Raw genomic sequence first — 17,585 nt, forward strand, 5'->3', positions numbered from 1 at the left:
CGGTTATTGTGCAATGCATGGGATGCCAATGCCTGCGCTCCCTATTTCACAGCCGAAAACCTGCCTTTGGCCTGCAGGTCAGCATGATAGGAGGAACGGACCATCGGCCCCGAGGCAACATGCGTAAAGCCCATCTGCTCGCCTACTACACGCAGCCGGTCAAACTCTTCCGGCGTGACATAGCGTTGTACCGGCAGGTGGTGCGCGCTGGGTTGCAGATATTGTCCAAGGGTGAGCATGTTGATCTCGTGCGCGCGCATGTCGCGCATTACCGCCTCCACCTCTTCCAGCGTCTCGCCCAGTCCGAGCATCAGGCCGGACTTCGTCGGCACCGACGGATGACGCTGCTTGAAGCTTTGCAGCAGGTCCAGCGACACATCGTAATCGGCGCCGGGACGCGCCTGACGGTACAGGCGCGGCACCGTTTCGAGATTGTGGTTGAAGACGTCGGGCGGTGCCTTGTCGAGGATCTCGAGCGCGGCATCCACCCGGCCGCGGAAGTCCGGCGTCAGGATCTCGATGGTAATGTCCGGGTTGAGGCGTCGTGTTTCCTCGATGCAGGAGACGAAATGCCCGGCACCGCCGTCGCGCAGGTCATCCCGGTCCACCGAGGTGATCACGACATACTTCAATCCCATCGCGCGGATCGTCGCCGCCACGTTCTTCGGCTCTTCCGGGTCGAGCGGATTGGGCCGGCCATGCCCGACATCGCAGAACGGACAGCGCCGCGTGCAGATGTCGCCCATGATCATGAAGGTGGCGGTGCCGCTCTTGAAGCACTCGCCCAGGTTCGGGCAGTTTGCTTCCTCGCACACCGTGTGCAGCTTGTTCTCGCGCAGCACCGCCTTCAGGCGCTGCACCTCGCGCGAGCCGGTGAACTCGGCGCGTATCCATTTTGGCTTGCGCAGGTACTGCGACGGCTCGGTGGGCACGATCTTGATCGGAATGCGCGCCATCTTGTCGGCGCCGCGCAGTTTCTCGCCGGTCTTCACCGGGCGCGGCGCTGCCGCCTCCTGCTGCGGCGTGCGGCTGGAATCGCTCATCCTGCCCCCTTAACCGCGGTAATAGCGCTGCGGCGTAAACGGCGTCTTCGCCACCTCCACCGGCACCGGCTTGCCGCGCACGATCGCCTGCAGCGCGGTACCGAGCTTCGCCTGCCCGGCATCGACATAACCCATCGCGACCGGCCCGCCCACGGTCGGTCCGAAGCCGCCGCTGGTGACTTTGCCGACCGGTCGGCCTTCCGCATCCACCAGTTCCGCGCCCTCGCGCACCGGCATGCGATCCTTCACCAGCAGGCCCACACGCTTGCGCGCGGCGCCCTCGGCCAGCTGGCGCAGGATGATGTCCGCCCCCGGGTAGCCGCCGGCGCGCGCGCCATCGGCGCGGCGCGCCTTCGACAACGCCCAGGAGAGGCTGGCTTCCACCGGCGTGGTGCCGGCATCCATGTCGTGCCCGTACAGGCACAGGCCGGCTTCCAGGCGCAGCGAATCGCGTGCGCCCAGGCCGATCGGCGCGACTTCCGGCTGCGCCAGCAGCAGGCGGGCGAGTTCCTCCGCGTTGTCATTCGGCACCGAGATTTCAAAGCCGTCCTCGCCGGTATAGCCGGAACGGCTGATGAAGCATTCCGCGCCGGCCAGGGTCACCTTGCCGGTGTTCATGAAAATCATCTTCGACGTTTCCGGCGCCAGGCGCGCCATCACCGCCGATGCCGCCGGCCCCTGCAGCGCGAGCAACGCGCGGTCGGCCAGTTCTTCCACCTTGCAGCGGCCGCCGATCTGCTTCTGCAAATGCGCGACATCCTGCTGCTTGCAGGCGGCATTGACGACGACAAACAGATGGTCGCCGGCATTCGACACCATCAGGTCATCCAGGATGCCACCCTGCTCGTTGGTGAATACCGCGTAACGCTGCATGCCGACCGGCAGGTCGATGATGTCGACCGGCATCAGTGTCTCGAGCGCCGCCGCCGCCCCGTCGCCCGACAGGCGCACCTGCCCCATGTGCGAGACGTCGAACAGGCCGGCCTGGCTGCGCGTGTGCGCATGCTCCTTCAGCACGCCGCTCGGGTACTGCACCGGCATGTCATAGCCGGCGAAGGGCACCATGCGGGCGCCGAGTTCGACGTGCAGGTTGTACAGCGGAGTGCGGGCAAGCGCTTGCGTGTTTTCCATCTTTTCCTTCCTTGTTATCGAATCGCAAAAATCGAGTTCAGCACTCGATCACATTGACCGCGAGCCCTCCGCGCGCAGTCTCCTTGTACTTGATCTTCATGTCGGCGCCGGTCTCGCGCATGGTCTTGATCACCTTGTCGAGCGACACGAAGTGATGGCCGTTCCCGCGCAATGCCATGCGCGCGGCGTTGATCGCCTTGATCGAACCCATCGCGTTGCGCTCGATGCACGGCACCTGCACCAGGCCGCCGATCGGATCGCAGGTCAGGCCGAGATTGTGCTCCATGCCGATTTCCGCGGCATTCTCGACCTGCTCCGCGGTGCCGCCCATCACCTCGGCCAGCGCGCCGGCCGCCATCGAGCAGGCGACGCCGACTTCCCCCTGGCAGCCGACTTCAGCGCCGGAGATCGATGCGTTTTCCTTGTACAGGATGCCGATTGCCGCGGCCGTCAGCAGAAAGCGCATCACGCCCTCATCGGTCGCGCCGGGCACGAAGCGGTGGTAATAGTGCAGCACCGCCGGCACGATGCCGGCCGCGCCATTGGTCGGCGCAGTCACCACGCGCCCGCCGGCGGCGTTTTCCTCGTTCACCGCAAGCGCATACAGGTTCACCCAGTCCAGGGTGGTGAGCGGGTCGCGCAGGTTGGCTTCGGGCTGGCTCGCCAGCTTGCGGTACAGCTCGGCCGCGCGGCGCCGCACCTTCAGGCCGCCCGGCAGGGTGCCTTCCTTCTCGCAACCGCGCCTGACGCATTCCTGCATCACCTGCCAGATGCGCAGCAGGCCCTGCCGCGTCTCTTCTTCCGGTCGCCACGCCTTTTCGTTTTCCAGCATCAGCTGGCTGATCGACAGCTTGTGTTCGCGGCAGGTCGCCAGCAACTGCTCCGCGCTCTTGAACGGATAGCGCACCAGCGTCGTATCGGGCACGATCCGATCCGCGCCGACAGCGTCTTCATTGACCACGAAGCCGCCGCCGACCGAGTAGTACACCTTGCTCTCGATCTCCTGCGCGCCGGCGCCGTATGCGGTGAAGCGCATTCCGTTCGGATGGTGCGGCAGCGACTGCCGCTTGTAGAGCAGCAGATGCTCGCTCTCGATGAAGGTCACTTCCCGTTCGCCGAGCAGGACAATGCGCTTGCTGCTGCGCACCTTGGCCAGCGTGCCCTCCACCGTGTCGGTATCGACCAGGTCGGGCGCTTCGCCGAGCAGGCCGAGAATCACCGCCTTGTCGCTGCCGTGCCCTTTCCCGGTCGCGCCAAGCGAGCCGTACAGCTCCGCCTTGACCGCCTCCACACCAGCCAGCCGGCCGGACTCCTTCAGGCCGCTGACGAACTGCAGCGCAGCGCGCATCGGTCCGACGGTATGCGAGCTCGACGGCCCAATACCGATCTTGAACAACTCGAAAACACTAATGGCCATGTCATCCGCCTAAGTTGCTGCGCCGGCCGGCACAGGAACCGGTTGCCGTCCGCCATGAAAGCCTTGCGGCCCTGCCCCGGCGCGAGGCAGGGCCGCGATTCCAGCCTTATTCGTAGTCCGACATCGGCGGGCAGGCGCACACCAGGTTGCGGTCGCCGTACACATTGTCCACGCGCCCGACCGGCGGCCAGTACTTGTTGCCGCGCAGCGAAGCCACAGGGAATACCGCCTGCTCGCGGGAATACTTGCGGTCCCACTCGCCGGCGATATCCATCGCGGTATGCGGCGCGTGGCGCAGCACGCTTTCCTCCGCCGTCACCTTGCCGCTTTCCACTTCGCGGATTTCCTCGCGGATCGCGATCATCGCGTCGCAGAAGCGGTCCAGCTCATCCTTGGACTCGCTTTCGGTCGGTTCGATCATCAGGGTGCCCGGCACCGGGAAGGACATCGTCGGCGCATGGAAACCATAATCCATCAGGCGCTTGGCGACGTCGTCCACGGTCACGCCGGTCGCGTCCTTGAGCGGACGCAGGTCGACGATGCACTCGTGCGCGACGATGCCGCTTTCGCCCGCGTACAGGATCGGGTAATGCGGCGCGAGGCGCTTGGCGATGTAGTTCGCATTCAGGATCGCCATCTGGCTCGCATCCTTCAAGCCCTGGCGGCCCATCAGCTTGATGTAGGTCCAGGAAATCGGCAGGATGCTGGCGCTGCCCCAGGGCGCGGCGCAAACCGGCGCCGCCTGCTTCTCCATCACGCGGTGTCCGGGCAGGAAAGGCGCGAGATGCGACTTCACCGCCACCGGGCCGACGCCGGGCCCGCCGCCGCCGTGCGGAATGCAGAAGGTCTTGTGCAGGTTCAGGTGCGACACGTCGCCACCGAACTTGCCCGGTGCGCACAGGCCCACCATCGCATTCATGTTCGCGCCGTCGATGTACACCTGGCCGCCGTGCGCATGCACGATCTCGCAGATCTCGCGCACCGCCGCCTCGAACACGCCGTGGGTGGACGGATAGGTGATCATGATCGCAGCCAGGTCGGCCGCATGCTTCTCGGCCTTGGCCTTCAGGTCGCTCACGTCGACATTGCCGCGCTCGTCGCAGGCCACAACCACCACCTGCATGCCCACCATGTTGGCCGTGGCCGGATTGGTGCCGTGCGCGGAGCTCGGAATCAGGCAGATGTTGCGATGCCCTTCGCCGCGGCTCATGTGGTACGCGCGGATCGCCAGCAAGCCGGCGTACTCGCCCTGCGAGCCGGCGTTCGGCTGCAGCGACACCGCGTCGTAGCCGGTGCAGGCGACCAGCATCTGCTCCAGCTCGGCGATCAGCTGCTGATAGCCCTGCGCCTGGTCCAGCGGCGCAAACGGATGAATCGCGCCGAATTCCTTCCAGGTCACCGGAATCATTTCCGTGGTCGCGTTCAGCTTCATGGTGCAGGAGCCGAGCGGAATCATGGTACGGTCCAGCGCGAGGTCCTTGTCGGACAGGGCGCGCAGGTAGCGCAGCATCTGGGTTTCGGAATGATGGCTGTTGAAGACCGGGTGCGTGAGGTAGTCACTGGTACGCAGCAACGCGGCCGGGATGCGCTCGCCTGCCTCGGCCTCGCAGCCTGCGAAAGACGGAACGGTCTTGCCGCCGGCGAAAATCGTCCAAAGGACTTCCACGTCCGCGGCGGTCGTGGTCTCGTCCAGCGAAATGCCCGCGGTATTGGCATCGATTTCGCGCAGGTTGATGCCGTGATTGCGTGCCGCGGCGTGAATCTCCGCGGTACGCGCGCCGGTGCGCACGGTAAGGGTGTCGAAGAACGACGGCGTCAGCACTTCGACATCCAGCTTGCGGAAACCTTCCGCCAGCGTCGCCGCCAGCCGGTGCACGCGCTGCGCGATCGTCTTCAGGCCGACGGGGCCATGGTAGACCGCATACATGCTCGCGATGTTTGCCAGCAGCACCTGCGCGGTGCAGATGTTGCTGGTCGCCTTTTCGCGGCGGATATGCTGTTCGCGCGTCTGCATCGCAAGGCGGTACGCCTTGTCGCCGTGGTGGTCGATCGACACGCCGACCAGGCGACCGGGCATCACGCGCTTGTATTCGTCGCGGGTGGCGAAATAGGCGGCGTGCGGACCGCCGTAGCCGAGCGGCACGCCGAAGCGCTGCGCCGAACCGATCGCCACGTCCGCGCCGAACTCACCGGGCGGCGTCAGCAGCGTCAACGCGAGCAGGTCGGCCGACACCACCACCAGCGCGTTCTTCGCGTGTGCCTTGGCGACCGTCTCTGCGTAGTCGTTGATCTCGCCGTTCAGCGCCGGATACTGCAGCAGCACGCCGAAGCAGTCGAGCGCGTCCAGGTCCTTGCGATGGTCGCCGACCACGACTTCCACGCCGATCGGTTCGGCGCGCGTGCGCACCACGTCGATCGTCTGCGGGAAGCAGTCCTGCGACACGAAGAACACCCGGCTCTTGCTCTTGGCGCTGCGCTGGCAGAAGGTCATCGCCTCTGCGGCGGCGGTCGCTTCATCGAGCAGCGATGCATTGGCGATTTCGAGGCCGGTCAGGTCGGAGACCATTGTCTGGAAATTGAGCAGCGCTTCCAGGCGCCCCTGCGAAATCTCCGGCTGGTACGGCGTGTATGCGGTGTACCAGGCGGGATTCTCGAGCAGGTTGCGCAGGATGACGGTCGGCGTGTGGGTGTTGTAGTAGCCCATGCCGATGTAGGACTTGAACACCTTGTTCTTCGACGCGATCTTGTGCAGTTCGTCCAGCACTTCCGCCTCGGTGCGTGCGCCCTCCAGATTCAGCGGCTCTTCCGAGTGGATCGCGTCCGGCACCACCTTCTTGATGAAGGCATCCATCGACTCGAAGCCGACGGTGGCGAGCATTGCCTGCCGGTCAGCCTCGCCCGGTCCGATATGCCTGTCGATGAAATCCGTGCGCTGCTGCAATTCCTCGAAAGCAGCCCGTTTCTGAACCATGGTTACCTCTCAAACAAAATGAATATGTGTGGCGGGCGGCGCGGCCCGCGCGGAATATCAGCCCTGGGACTCCAGGAAAGTCTTGTAGGCCGCTTCGTCCATGAACCCGTCCAGGTCGCTCGCCTGGGCCGGCTTGAACTTGAAGAACCAGCCCGCGCCCATCGCGTCTTCATTGACCTTGCCCGGCTCGTCGGCCAGCGCAGCATTCACCTCGGTGACAACGCCGGCGGCCGGCATCATGATCTCGCCCGCGGCCTTCACCGATTCGATGACCGCAGCTTCCTCGCCCTTGGCGATCTCCTTGCCTGCGTCCGGCAGTTGTACAAAGACCAGGTCGCCGAGGTGATCCTGAGCGTAGTCGGTGATGCCGACCGTAACCAGACCATCGTCCTCAATGCGCAGCCACTCGTGTTCCTGCGTGTACATGGTCTTGCTCATTTTTTCTTCTCCTCAGTAAGTGAATGATCAAACTGCCAGATCTGGCACGGACGACGGTCGCGGCGCAGCGCCGGCATCCCTTCGAAAACGCTTTTTGCTGAAAAAGCACTGGTTATTCTTGCGGCAAAATTTTAGAGGGTTCCCTGTTTTTAATGTGTTCAATCGACCCATCCAAACATCTGTTTTTAAAATATTTTTGAATGGTTTTGAAGAATCAAAAAAATTATTGCCAGTTTTATTTCATTATTGGACACGAAATGGCATCCCGCCTTTTTGCATGGAAAAAGGTGTGGATTCTAGGCGGTTCGGGGAAAACAAGTATGAAGGGATGTGTGTGCACGCTAAGACATGCGGTACAGGCGGTGCGTTCCTGAAATGGGGAAAGATGGATGGCGGGATATGTGGTGCCCGAGACCGGAATCGAACCGGTACGCCCCCTCTCGGGTAAGCGGCGGATTTTAAGTCCGCTGTGTCTACCAATTTCACCACTCGGGCCTGTGCGCAATCGACAGACCGGCCGCACAAGTAAAAAAAGCGCACACGGCGCTTTTTTTGAAAACTGGAGGCGGGGGTCGGAATTGAACCGGCGTAGACGGCTTTGCAGGCCGCTGCATAACCACTTTGCTACCCCGCCACGGGAGGGTATTGTAACCACAAAACTGAATCAGTGCTCGACGTGCCCCTTGTGCTGCCGTTGCCCGCCGAATTGCACCGAGGCCTGGCGGCCTCCCTCGAAACTGGAGCGGGAAAAGGGTCTCGAACCCTCGACCTCAACCTTGGCAAGGTTGCGCTCTACCAACTGAGCTATTCCCGCGAAAACCTTCACAGCCCTTCACAAAACGCACCGCACTTTCAGTACACGCGCACTCTGCGAAATAAAAAAGGAAGCTGGGTAAGCTTCCTTTCAGAATCTTGGAGCGGGAAAAGGGTCTCGAACCCTCGACCTCAACCTTGGCAAGGTTGCGCTCTACCAACTGAGCTATTCCCGCGTCGTTCACAACAGACGCACATTATAGACAAGCGACATTCTTTGTCAAGTAAATGACGCCTAATTCAATCTTCCTGCCTTTTCCTTGATCAGCGGCCATGCCTTGCGCAGGTAGTAGAACATGGACCATACCGTCAGCACGGCGGCGACCGCCAGCAGCAGCGTGCCCCAGCTGCGCGTGTCGATCACGCCGAACAGCGTGCCGCCGTACAGCAGCATCGGAATGGCGATCATCTGTGCGGTCGTCTTGATCTTGCCGATCGAACTGACCGCGACCGACTTCGACGCGCCGATCTGCGCCATCCATTCGCGCAGCGCGGAAATGGCGATTTCGCGGCCGATGATGATGAAGGCCATCACCGCATTGAGCTGATAAAACTCCACCAGCACCAGCAGCGCGCCGGCAACCATCAGTTTGTCGGCGACCGGATCGAGGAAGGCGCCGAAAGCGGAGGTTTCGTTCCAGCGGCGCGCGAGGAAGCCGTCGAACCAGTCGGTGATCGCGGCGACGATGAACACGGCGGTCGATGCCAGGCCCTTTGCCTCGAAGGTCATCCAGCTGTCTGGCAGATAGAAAACGCCGACCACGAGGGGAATGAGCGCTACGCGCAGCCAGGTCAGCAGGATCGGAATATTGAAGGGCATAGTCGGCGCCGGTGAATAATCGCGATTATCGCGTGGAAATTGACTTTGCCGCAATTGCCGCCTTCACACATGCGCCGTCAATGCAACTGCTTGTAGATTTCCTCCGCCAGCTTGCGCGATATTCCCTCGACCGACGCCAGTTCCTCGATGCTCGCGTCCGCCACGCCGCGCAGTCCACCGAAACGCGCGAGCAGCCTTTGCCGGCGCTTGGCGCCGATGCCTTCGATTTCCTCCAGACGCGAGGTCTGCCGTGCCTTGGCCCGCTTGGCGCGCATGCCGGTGATCGCAAAGCGGTGCGCCTCGTCGCGGATCTGGGCGATCAGCATCAGTGCGGCCGACTCCTTGCCAAGTTCGAGCGGCGCCCGCTCGTCGGCGAAAACCAGGGTTTCCAGCCCAACCTTGCGCCCCTCGCCCTTGGCGACACCGACGATGGCGGCGGTATCCAGTCCCAGCTCGCTGAACACCTGCCGCGCCATCTCGACCTGCCCCTTGCCGCCGTCGACCAGCACCACATCCGGCATTACGCCTTCGCCGTTGGCGACCTTCTCGTAGCGCCGCGTGAGCACCTGCCGCATCGCCGCGTAGTCGTCGCCGGGAGTGATGTCATTGATGTTGAAGCGGCGGTACTCGCCGTTCTGCATTGCATGGTGATGGAACACGACACAGGAAGCCTGCGTCGCCTCGCCCTGGGTGTGGCTGATGTCGAAGCATTCGATGCGCAATGCGTCCAGGTCGGCCGCCTCGAGTCCGAGCGCATCGACCAGGGCACGGGTACGCGCTTTCTGCGAGCCCTGCTCCGACAGCAGGCGCGCCAGCGCGATCTCGGCCCCCTTCTGCGCCATCTCCAGCCACTGGCGGCGCTGCCCCTGGGGCTGGAACACCAGCGTGATGCGGTGGCCGCATTGCTCCATCAGCGCCATCATCAGTTCCGGATCGTCAAAGTCCACGTTGACGATGATCGTGCCGGGCGTGAAGGTGTCGATGTAATGCTGCGCCAGGAAGGCCTTGAGTACCGCCACCTCGGCCGACTCTTCCGCCGCAGCGATCGCATCGTCCACGTGTGCCGGGAAATAGGCGCGATCGCCGAGATGGCGCCCGCCGCGCACCATCGCGAGATTCACGCAGGCGCGGCCGCCGTGCACCAGCACCGCGATGGTGTCGATGTCGGCATCCCCCACGGTTTCCATCGCCTGCTGGTGCAGCACGCGCGACAACGCCGTGATCTGGTTGCGCACGCCCGCCGCCTGTTCGAACTTCAGCTCGGCGGCGTACGCGTGCATCTTGTTCTCCAACTCCTCCAGCACTTCCTTCTGGCGTCCGCGCAGAAACTTCGCCGCGTTCTCGACGTCGTGCGCGTAATCCTCGCGACCGATCGCATTCACGCAGGGTGCGCTGCAGCGCTGGATCTGGTGCAGCAGGCAGGGCCGCGTGCGGTTGGCGAACACCGTGTCTTCGCAGGTGCGCAGGCGGAACACTTTCTGCAGGATCTGGATCGATTCCTTCACTGCCCAGGCGCTGGGGAAAGGCCCGAAATACTGGTTCTTCTTGTCGACCGCGCCGCGATAGTAGGCCATGCGCGGCACATCCTGCCCGGTAATCTTCAGGTAGGGATAGGACTTGTCGTCGCGGAACAGGATGTTGAAGCGCGGCTGCAGCGTCTTGATCAGGTTATTCTCGAGCAGCAGCGCTTCCGCCTCGCTGCGCGTGACCGTGGTCTCGAGACGCGTGATGCGCTCGACCATCATCGCCGTGCGCGGGCTGGCAAGGTTCCTCTGGAAGTAGCTGGAAACGCGCTTTTTCAGGTCGCGCGCCTTGCCGACATAGAGCAGCTTGTCCTCGGCGTCAAAGTAACGGTAGACGCCGGGAAGGTGCGGCAGCGCCGCGACGGTTTCCAGGATCGCGGCGCGCGCGTCGGGTACAGCCGGTTCTGTCATCTGTTCTTCAGGCGGAGGCAAAGGTCTCCGCCGTCTTCCTTGCTGCGCGGTAGCGCGGATCGTCCTGCAGTTGTTCCCAGTTCAGCGCCGGCGCCGGCGGCACCAGCGCCTCGATGCGCGCCGAGGACGCCTTGCTTGCGGCGCCGGCCTTGATCTTCAGGCCGTCCAGCAATTCGTCCGCCTTGTCCGGGGAATTGCAGATCAAGACCATGTCGCAGCCGGCCGCCAGCGCCGCGTTCGCGCCGTCGACCACGCCGCCGGCGACGCTCGCCCCTTCCATGCTCAGGTCGTCGCTGAAGATCACCCCCTGGAAGCCGAAGTCGCGGCGCAGGATGGTAAGCCATTTCTTCGAAAAGCCGGCAGGGTTCTTGTCCACCTTCGGATAGATCACATGCGCCGGCATCACGCCCGCCAGGCCCAGCCCCATCCAGCCGTACGGCGCCGCGTCTTCCGCGAGGATTTCCTTAAGGTCCCGTTCGTCGACCGGAATGTCGACATGCGAATCTGCCTTCACGAAGCCGTGTCCCGGGAAGTGCTTGCCGCAGTTCGCCATACCGGCCAGCGCCAGGCCGTGGTTCAGGCTCTTGGCGAGCACGCTCACCACCCGCGGATCGCGATGGAAGGCGCGGTCGCCGATCACGCCCGATTCGCCGTAGTCGAGGTCCAGCACCGGCGTGAACGACAGGTCGACGCCGCAGGCGCGCAGTTCCGCCGCGAGCACGAAGCCGATGTCAGTGGCGGCCTTGATCGCGCCCAGCACGTCACGGTCCCAGAGTTCGCCGAGCAGGCGCATGGCCGGCAGGCGCGTGAAGCCGTCGCTGCGGAAGCGCTGCACCCGGCCGCCTTCATGATCAACCGCGATCAGCACGCCGGGGCGTGCCTCGTGGATCGCTTGCGTGAGCGCGACAAGCTGCTTCCGGTCCTGGTAATTGCGGGCGAACAGGATCACGCCGCCGGTCAGCGGATGCCGGATACGCCGCAGGTCATTTTCATCGAGCGTTGTGCCGACCACGTCGAGCATGACCGGACCGAGTTGTTGTTTTGCGTTTTCCGCCATGTTATTCCTTCTCCACTATCACGAAAGCAACCGCGTAATCCGCCTCGTCCGTGATCGAGACCTGCGCGGTCAGCCCGTTCTGTTCCATGAAATCCTTCAGCGCACCGCTCGTCACTGCGACCGGTTTGCCGGACGGCGCGTTCAATGTCTGCATCGCGCGCCAGGTCATCGGCATGCGCATCCCCAGGCCGAGCGCCTTGGAGAATGCTTCCTTCGCGGCAAAGCGGCTCGCGAGAAAACGGATGCCGCGCGCTTCCACCTTTGCCTTGCGGCGGCGGTATTTCTCCAGCTCTTCGGGCCCCAGGATTTTTTCTGCGAACCGGTCACCGTTGCGCGCAAGCGCGGCTTCGATGCGCGAAATCTGGATGATGTCGGTGCCGATGCCGTAGATCATTTCATATGGAGGCCGAGCCGCGCCGCGACCATGATGGCCTTCATTTCCTTGATCGCATTTTTCCAGCCGTCGAAGATGGACTGGGCGACGATCGCGTGACCGATGTTCAGTTCCGCGATTTCGGCAATCGCCGCGATCGCCTGCACATTGGAGTAGTGCAAGCCATGGCCGGCATTGACCTTCAGGCCGAGCCGCACGCCTTCGAGCACGCCCGACTGCACGCGCTCCAGCTCCTGCCGAATCTCGATCTCGGATTTTGCGTCCGCGTACCTGCCGGTGTGGATTTCAATCACCGGCGCCCCTGCCTCGACCGCCGCGCGGATCTGCGTCGCGTCCGCATCGATGAACAGGCTCACGCGTATCCCTTCGCGTTGCAACTGGCGCACGGCGCCCTGCACTGCGGAGAAATTGCCGGCGACGTCCAGTCCGCCCTCGGTCGTCACTTCATTGCGGCGCTCCGGCACCAGACACACGTCGTGCGGCCGGATGCGGCATGCGAAATCGAGCATTTCCGGCGTCACCGCGGACTCCAGATTCATGCGGGTACGCAGCTGCGGACGGATTGCTTCCACGTCGGCGTCGCGGATATGGCGCCGGTCTTCGCGCAGGTGCAGGGTAATGCAATCCGCCCCCGCCTCTTCCGCCAGCAGCGCTGCCTGCACCGGGTCCGGATAGATGGTGCCGCGCGCATTGCGCAGGGTGGCAACGTGGTCGATGTTGACGCCGAGGTCGATAACCGGTTTCTTGGGGTGTAGGAGGCTCATGGCAGTGAGAATGGTCTGGTCTTATAACTGCATCAAATCTATCAGAATCTGGCGTGTGTTGAGCGGCGTTCCACCCAAATGATGTGCGAGCAGATAGCGCATCAGGAATTTGCTTTGCACCTGAGTCGCATTGTCGCCGTAGTCTTCCCGCTCCATGTCCAGCAGAGTCTTGCCCGCGACACGCGGCGTATTGTCCGCCGGCCGCGCGGGACGCGGGCCGCGCTCGGGGTCGACCACGTAGATCACATCCGGCTGCACTTCCCGGCCGGTGGTGGTGCATATCGACAGGTTTCCGCCCACCCCAGTCTCCTTCAGCAGCGCGCGCTCGAACTTGCGCAGCACGATCGGAGCGGGCTCGTCATGACCGAGCTGATTGAGTGTGGCGACGTAATGGTCGAACAAGGCGGGATGCGGATCGTCGCGCGCGAGCAGCTTCACCAGCAGTTCGTTCAGGTAAAAGCCGCAGAGCAGCGCTGATTTTTCAAGCGGCAACAATCCGCCGATCCATTCGGCGGCGGTCAGTGTGCGCACCTCCGCCTTCCCGCTCCAGCCCACGGAGAGCGGCTGGAAGGTTTGCAGCACACCGCGCAGCCGGGAATGCGGCCGTTTTGCCCCCTTGGCAATCAGGGCAACGCGCCCGTAATCGCGGGTGAACACATCTACGATCAGGCTGGTTTCCTTGTACGGATAACTGTGCAGCACGAAACCCGGCTGCGCAGCGACGCGGTGCTCCTTCTCTTGCGCCTTGGGTCGCGCCTGCCGCGCTGCGGCGGACGGCGTGGAAGGCGGCGTCAGGTCTTGCGGCGCGTCGCCCGGACTCTCGTCACCTTGTGCAAGCGGCTGCGGCATGTCGGAAGGAAGATTATTGGTGGTAATCGCGCTTATTCGTAGCCGTAGGCACGCAGGCCTGCCTCGTTGTCAGCCCAGCCGGACTTCACCTTGACCCAGATTTCCAGGTATACCGGACCGCCGAACAGCTTTTCCATATCCTGCCTCGCCTGGGTCGAGATTTCCTTGAGCTTGGCCCCCTTCTGCCCGATCACCATCGCCTTGTGGCTGTCGCGGTCAACCAGAATGGCGGCAAAGATGCGGCGCAGGTTCCCTTCCTGTTCGAACTGCTCGATAACCACGGTGCTCGTGTACGGCAATTCATCGCCCACATAGCGGAACACCTTCTCGCGCACGATTTCCGATGCAAGGAAACGCTCGCTGCGGTCGGTGATGTCGTCCTCGCCGAAGATCGGCGGGTTCGGCGGCAGGAAACGTCGGATTTCCTCCTCGAGAACCTCAAGCTGGAAACGTTGTTTCGCCGAAACCGGAACGACCGCAGCGAAGTCGTGCTCGGCGGCGACCTTTTGCGCAAACGGCAGCATCACTGCCTTGTCCTTCTCGCGGTCCGACTTGTTGAGCACCAGGATCGCCGGCACCTTGGACGGAAGAAGGTCAAGCACCTGCTTGTCGGCCGGCCCGAAGGTGCCGGCCTCGACCACGAACAGGATCACGTCGGCCGCAGTGAGCGTATTGGTGACGGTACGGTTCAAGGTCTTGTTGAGGGCGTTGGAATGCCGCGTCTGGAAGCCTGGCGTGTCGACGTACACAAACTGAGCATTTTCCCGGGTCTGGATGCCGGTGATACGGTGCCTGGTCGTCTGCGCCTTGCGCGACGTAATGCTGACCTTCGCGCCGATCAGCGCGTTCATCAGCGTGGATTTACCCACATTCGGCCGCCCCACAATTGCAATGTATCCACAACGGAAGTCGTCCGGGGTTTCAGGTGATGTCATGCAGTTTTCGATTGAGTGGTGGACGCGGCAGGTGCGGTCGGATCCGCCGGTCCCGCGTCCTGGGTCGTTGCCGGCTGCCCGGTTTCGACCGGATCAGCCTTGGCGTCCGGCTTCAGGTCCAGCCTGCTTTGCTTGGCATCGGCCCGGGCCTGCTCGGTCTTTGTTTCAGCCTTCGCCGGCTTGGCGGGTTTGCGGCCTTCGTCATCGACCGGCGCATCAGGCTGGATGGTGGCGATCCCGGCGAGTTTCAGTTGCGAGGCCCGGGGCCGGCTCTTGCGGGTCGCAGCCGCGGTCTTGGATAACGCGCTCTGAACCGCTTCCAGCGCGAGCTTTGCGGCTGCCTGTTCGCCAGCCCGGCGGCTGCCGCCGGTGCCGAACACCTGGATATCGAGCTTCGGCACCAGGCACTCGACTTCGAATTCCTGATTGTGCGCGGCGCCATGGGTAGCGACTACGTTGTATTGCGGCAGCGCCAACTTCTTGCCCTGAAGGAATTCCTGCAGCAGGGTTTTTGCGTCCTTGCCCAGCGTTTTCGGGTCGACGGTATCGAGGATGGGAATGTAGAGCGAGCGGATGACGTCGCGCGCGGCATTGAAGCCGGCATCCAGGAAGATCGCGCCGAACAGCGCCTCCAGCGTGTCGGCAAGAATGGACGGGCGCCGGAATCCGCCGGACTTGAGCTCGCCCTCGCCAAGGCGCAGGAACTGCGAGAGTTCCAGGCGCTGCGCGATCTCGTACAGCGACTGCTGCTTGACGAGGTTGGCGCGCAGGCGCGAAAGGTCACCCTCGTCGATCTTGTTGTAACGCTCGAACAGCAGGGACGCGACCACGCAGTTGAGCACCGAGTCGCCGAGGAATTCCAGCCTTTCGTTATGCAGGCTGCTGTGGCTGCGGTGCGTCAAGGCTTGCTGCAGCAATGCGGCATCCTTGAACGTGTGGCCGAGCCTGTCCTGCAGCAACTTGAAATCCATCTCGTTTGTTTGTCCCGCTTAACTCATCTCATTACTGCTGCGCTTTGTTTCCCGCTGCTTCGCCGCCGGCAGTGGCCGCGTAATCAATCAGCAGGCTGGCGGGACCGAACAGGCCGATCTTCTTCTGGTAGGCGACGCTGACTTCCCAGCCGTCCGCCGTCCTGACGATCTCCAGATCCTTCCCGCTCACCGAATCGATGTAGCTGGTGGTGCGCTGCTTGTCGAATGCGCTCTGGATCTCCGCAGCACTCGTCCCGCTGTTCTTCGCGTTCGTGATCGCCTTCTTGATCGCCGTATACTCAACCACCGTCGGCACCACTTTCATGCCCAGCACGGCCAGCAGCGCCACAATGATGATGACAAAAATAAAACCCGCCAAGCTGAGGCCATTCTGCCGGCCCATGGCGAAGCAACCCTGTTTCATCCCGCACTCCCTGTTTCTGATTATTGAAAACCGCCGATACGCTTCAGGTTACCCAGGTTCATCCAGACAAAAAATGCCTTTCCAACAATATTTTCGTCAGGCACGAAACCCCAGTAACGGCTATCGAGACTGTTATCCCGATTATCCCCCATCATGAAGTAATGTCCAGAGGGGACGGTACAAGTGAAGCCTTCAAGGTTGTAGCTGCACAGATCCCGGTGCGGGAACGGGTCCGGGTTCTGCACATAGCCGGGCGCCCGCTCGTCGTTGAGGATCTTGTGCCGGACTCCCGTCAGGTCTTCCAGATACTGCTTCGAATAGCTTAAATGCTCCTCGTCAAGGTAATCCGGAAGCGGCTGGTAAGAAATTTCTTTACCATTCACCGTTAAACGCTTGTTTTTATATGTGATTTTATCACCTGGAACACCGACCACACGTTTAATGTAGTCGAGCGCCGGGTCTTTCGGGTATTTGAACACCATCACGTCGCCGCGCTGCGGGTCGTTATTGCTGATGATCTTCTTGTTGATGATCGGCAAACGGATCCCGTAAGTGAATTTGTTCACCAGGATCAGGTCGCCGATCACGAGCGTGGGCACCATCGAACTCGACGGGATCTTGAACGGCTCGTACAGGAAGGAGCGCAGGAAGAAGACCAGTGCGATGACTGGAAAAAAGCTGCCGGAATACTCGATCCAGGTGGGCTGGCGCAGGATGTCCGCCTCCAGCTTCGCACGATCGCTCTCGTCTGCCCTGATCCCGTCCGCGCGCAGCCTGGCATGGCGCGCGTCGAAGTCGGCCAGCGCGGCATCGGCGCGGGCGCGGCGCTGTCGTGCGAAGTGGAAAACGTCCAGGAACCAGATGATTCCGGTGCCGATAGTGAGGAGAAAAAGGATTAATGCAAAATTGCCGAGTATCGCTTGCAAACTCATTTATCTTCCACTTGTAAAATCGCCAGGAATGCCTCTTGGGGCACCTCCACCGAACCCACCTGCTTCATGCGCTTCTTGCCCGCCTTCTGCTTCTCCAGCAGCTTGCGCTTGCGCGAGATGTCGCCGCCATAGCATTTTGCCAGCACGTTCTTGCGCATGGCCTTGACGTTTTCGCGCGCGATGATGTTCGAGCCGATCGCCGCCTGGATGGCCACATCGAACATCTGGCGCGGAATCAGCTCGCGCATCTTGGCCGCAAGCTCGCGTCCGCGGTATTGACTGTTGGCGCGATGCACGATCAGCGACAGCGCATCCACGCGTTCACCGTTCACCATGATGTCGAGCTTCACCAGGTCGGCTGCGCGAAACTCCAGGAACTCGTAATCCATGGAAGCATAACCGCGCGACACCGATTTCAGCTTGTCGAAGAAATCGAGCACCACCTCATTGAGCGGCATCTCATAGCTCAGCATGACCTGACGCCCCATGTACTGCATATTCCGTTGCAAGCCGCGCTTGTTGTTGCAAAGCGTCATGACCGGGCCGACATAATCCTGCGGCATCAGCAGGTTGACGGTAATGATGGGCTCGCGGATTTCCTCGATGCGCGAAGGCTCGGGCAGGCGAGATGGATTTTCAATCTGCGTGACTTCGCCGGTCTTTAGCAGCAGTTCGTACACCACGGTGGGGGC

The 17,585-nt window shown here is 62.5% G+C and carries 15 protein-coding genes, 4 tRNA genes and 1 pseudogene; all 20 read right to left on the reverse strand.

Annotated elements, in window-relative coordinates; translation table 11 throughout:
- Nucleotides 1-41: 41 nt before the first annotated feature.
- The gene (gene lipA / locus VEC01_RS09370; RefSeq protein ID WP_324900547.1) at nucleotides 42-1,043 is read right to left on the reverse strand and encodes a lipoyl synthase; all 1,002 of its coding nucleotides are present in this window, start codon (nucleotides 1,041-1,043) and stop codon (nucleotides 42-44) included.
- 9 nt (nucleotides 1,044-1,052) lie between these two features.
- Nucleotides 1,053-2,174: a glycine cleavage system aminomethyltransferase GcvT gene (gcvT, locus tag VEC01_RS09375; protein ID WP_324900548.1), complete on the reverse strand. Its 1,122-nt coding sequence runs from the start codon at nucleotides 2,172-2,174 to the stop codon at nucleotides 1,053-1,055.
- A gap of 37 nt (nucleotides 2,175-2,211) precedes the next feature.
- Nucleotides 2,212-3,591: an L-serine ammonia-lyase gene (locus VEC01_RS09380; protein ID WP_324900549.1), complete on the reverse strand. Its 1,380-nt coding sequence runs from the start codon at nucleotides 3,589-3,591 to the stop codon at nucleotides 2,212-2,214.
- A gap of 106 nt (nucleotides 3,592-3,697) precedes the next feature.
- Nucleotides 3,698-6,562, reverse strand: a complete 2,865-nt coding sequence (gene gcvP, locus VEC01_RS09385; RefSeq protein ID WP_324900550.1) for an aminomethyl-transferring glycine dehydrogenase — start codon at nucleotides 6,560-6,562, stop codon at nucleotides 3,698-3,700.
- Nucleotides 6,563-6,619: 57 nt separating this feature from the next.
- Entirely contained in the window at nucleotides 6,620-7,000 is a 381-nt protein-coding gene (gene gcvH, locus VEC01_RS09390) for a glycine cleavage system protein GcvH (RefSeq protein ID WP_324900551.1), read from the reverse strand.
- 402 nt (nucleotides 7,001-7,402) lie between these two features.
- A tRNA-Leu gene (locus VEC01_RS09395) sits at nucleotides 7,403-7,495 on the reverse strand.
- Nucleotides 7,496-7,560: 65 nt separating this feature from the next.
- Nucleotides 7,561-7,634: transfer RNA gene (locus VEC01_RS09400), tRNA-Cys, on the reverse strand.
- A gap of 104 nt (nucleotides 7,635-7,738) precedes the next feature.
- Nucleotides 7,739-7,814 (reverse strand) — tRNA-Gly (locus VEC01_RS09405).
- A 99-nt stretch (nucleotides 7,815-7,913) separates the two neighbouring features.
- Nucleotides 7,914-7,989: transfer RNA gene (locus tag VEC01_RS09410), tRNA-Gly, on the reverse strand.
- 59 nt (nucleotides 7,990-8,048) lie between these two features.
- Nucleotides 8,049-8,633: a CDP-diacylglycerol--glycerol-3-phosphate 3-phosphatidyltransferase gene (pgsA, locus tag VEC01_RS09415; protein WP_324900552.1), complete on the reverse strand. Its 585-nt coding sequence runs from the start codon at nucleotides 8,631-8,633 to the stop codon at nucleotides 8,049-8,051.
- Between the two features lie 77 nt (nucleotides 8,634-8,710).
- On the reverse strand, nucleotides 8,711-10,567 hold the full coding sequence (gene uvrC / locus VEC01_RS09420; protein ID WP_324900553.1) for an excinuclease ABC subunit UvrC: 1,857 nt from the start codon (nucleotides 10,565-10,567) through the stop codon (nucleotides 8,711-8,713).
- Nucleotides 10,568-10,574: 7 nt separating this feature from the next.
- Nucleotides 10,575-11,624 (reverse strand): beta-N-acetylhexosaminidase, encoded by a 1,050-nt coding sequence (gene nagZ / locus VEC01_RS09425; RefSeq protein WP_324900554.1) that lies wholly within the window; start codon nucleotides 11,622-11,624, stop codon nucleotides 10,575-10,577.
- A 1-nt stretch (nucleotide 11,625) separates the two neighbouring features.
- Nucleotides 11,626-12,018: a holo-ACP synthase gene (acpS, locus tag VEC01_RS09430; protein ID WP_324900555.1), complete on the reverse strand. Its 393-nt coding sequence runs from the start codon at nucleotides 12,016-12,018 to the stop codon at nucleotides 11,626-11,628.
- Nucleotides 12,015-12,782, reverse strand: coding sequence for a pyridoxine 5'-phosphate synthase (gene pdxJ / locus VEC01_RS09435; protein WP_324900556.1), 768 nt, complete (start codon nucleotides 12,780-12,782; stop codon nucleotides 12,015-12,017). Before pdxJ ends, acpS begins: the two co-directional genes overlap by 4 nt.
- 21 nt (nucleotides 12,783-12,803) lie before the next feature.
- Nucleotides 12,804-13,631, reverse strand: a complete 828-nt coding sequence (recO, locus tag VEC01_RS09440) for a DNA repair protein RecO (protein WP_324900557.1) — start codon at nucleotides 13,629-13,631, stop codon at nucleotides 12,804-12,806.
- A gap of 32 nt (nucleotides 13,632-13,663) precedes the next feature.
- Nucleotides 13,664-14,566, reverse strand: a complete 903-nt coding sequence (era, locus tag VEC01_RS09445; protein WP_324900558.1) for a GTPase Era — start codon at nucleotides 14,564-14,566, stop codon at nucleotides 13,664-13,666.
- A complete protein-coding gene (rnc, locus tag VEC01_RS09450) occupies nucleotides 14,563-15,537 on the reverse strand; it encodes a ribonuclease III (RefSeq protein WP_324900559.1) in 975 nt (324 codons plus the stop codon). Before rnc ends, era begins: the two co-directional genes overlap by 4 nt.
- A gap of 31 nt (nucleotides 15,538-15,568) precedes the next feature.
- Entirely contained in the window at nucleotides 15,569-15,961 is a 393-nt protein-coding gene (locus VEC01_RS09455; protein WP_324900560.1) for a DUF4845 domain-containing protein, read from the reverse strand.
- 20 nt (nucleotides 15,962-15,981) lie between these two features.
- Nucleotides 15,982-16,893: a signal peptidase I gene (lepB, locus tag VEC01_RS09460; protein ID WP_324900561.1), complete on the reverse strand. Its 912-nt coding sequence runs from the start codon at nucleotides 16,891-16,893 to the stop codon at nucleotides 15,982-15,984.
- A pseudogene (locus VEC01_RS09465) lies at nucleotides 16,890-17,585 on the reverse strand (elongation factor 4); the annotation flags it as partial. The pseudogene VEC01_RS09465 and the gene lepB, both read right to left, overlap by 4 nt.

Origin of the sequence: Noviherbaspirillum sp., from assembly GCF_035627455.1 — a bacterium.
Lineage (GTDB): Bacteria > Pseudomonadota > Gammaproteobacteria > Burkholderiales > Burkholderiaceae_D > Noviherbaspirillum.